This is a genomic window from Novosphingobium clariflavum (assembly GCF_026420865.1).
In the GTDB taxonomy this organism is placed as follows: Bacteria; Pseudomonadota; Alphaproteobacteria; order Sphingomonadales; family Sphingomonadaceae; genus Novosphingobium; species Novosphingobium clariflavum.
Genome location: NZ_JAPCWC010000085.1, coordinates 1 through 1,282, shown reverse-complemented (window position 1 = coordinate 1,282; position 1,282 = coordinate 1). Strand labels below are relative to the sequence as shown.

Here is a 1,282-nt window from a genome sequence, read left to right as displayed (position 1 = left end):
CCCACGCCTTGAGGGCATCCAGGACCGGGACGCTATGTTTCTGGCGGAAGCGGCGCATGTAGCTGGCCTGCGTTTCCCCCTCATCGGGTATTTCGTCCCGCGCCTGCCTTTCGATCCGGTAGAGCTGGTCGAAGAACTTGAGCGCCTGTGCGGGCGGCCCGCCTTGTTTCTTCCTCGCCTTGAGGGCGTCGGCAAAGCGCCGTCTGGCGTGGGCCATGCAGCCTAGATGCGTGGCGCCTTTCAATGTGCGCCAGGCCGTATAACCGTCGCTCATCAGGATACCGCGATAGTCGCCGAGGAAGGCCTGCGGATGTTCCTGCCCGCGACCGGGTTGATAGTCGAACAGCACGATCGGCTGTTCGCTGTCCTCGCTGCTGCGGTAGACCCACATATACGAAGTGCTGGTAGGGGCCTTGCCCTCTTCCTTGAGCACCTGAACCGTAGTTTCGTCGCCATGAATGACGTCCTGGGACCGAAGCCGCAGCTTCAGGGCGTCAAAGATGCGATGCAGGTGCCTCTCGCTCGAAGCGATCACCCAACGGCCCAGTGCACCGCGGCTGACAGGTACCCCTGCGCGCTCGAAGGTTTGCGCCAGACGATACAGCGGTGTGCCATCGACGTATTTATGAACAAGGGCAAAGGCCAGCGTCGAGGCCGTGGCAATGCTGCCCGGCAAGGGCTGTGCGGGCATCGGCGCAATGACAATCGGCGTGGCGATCCCGGTGCGGTCGCAATTGCGGCATGCATATTTGGCACGGGCATTCTGAAGGACCGTGGCCTTCACCTCGATGTGAAGCTGCTCGGTTACCACTTCCCCCATGCGATGCATTCGTTCGCTGCAGCACGGGCAGACCTTCTGGTCGTCGGCGAGGTCATACTCGACGCGCTGGCGCGGCAGGTCGGCGGGAAGTGCCTTGCGCCCGCGCTTCTTCCCTTCTGGCTTTCTCGCCTCCGGCAATCCCGTGTCGGGAAGATCGGCGGCGATCGGCTCATCGACGTCGTCGTGTCCATCGTCGGTATCGTCCTCAAGGGAGGCCTGCTCGGCTTCATTGAAGACACGATCCAGGTGCTTTTCGCTGCGCGGCGCAAAGCGGTGCAACCGCGCCAGCGCCAGTTCCTCCTCAAGCTTCAGGATGCGCCGGGCAAGGGCGTCTCTCTCGACCGCCAATGCCTCGACCTCAGCGGCTTTCGTCGCCAGAAGCGCCATCAATTCCGCAATAGTAGGGACGCCGCCTCGATCCATCGCAGTCTTGAATCGAAAGCCCGTTCCCGCGTCAACGGC

The 1,282-nt window shown here is 62.7% G+C and carries 1 protein-coding gene; it reads right to left on the bottom strand.

Annotation, left to right across the window (positions count from 1 at the left end; all coding sequences use genetic code 11):
- A partial coding sequence (tnpC, locus tag OKA11_RS24335; RefSeq protein ID WP_267225197.1) for an IS66 family transposase occupies positions 1-1,243 on the bottom strand: 1,243 nt, incomplete at its 3' end.
- Positions 1,244-1,282 lie beyond the last annotated feature (39 nt).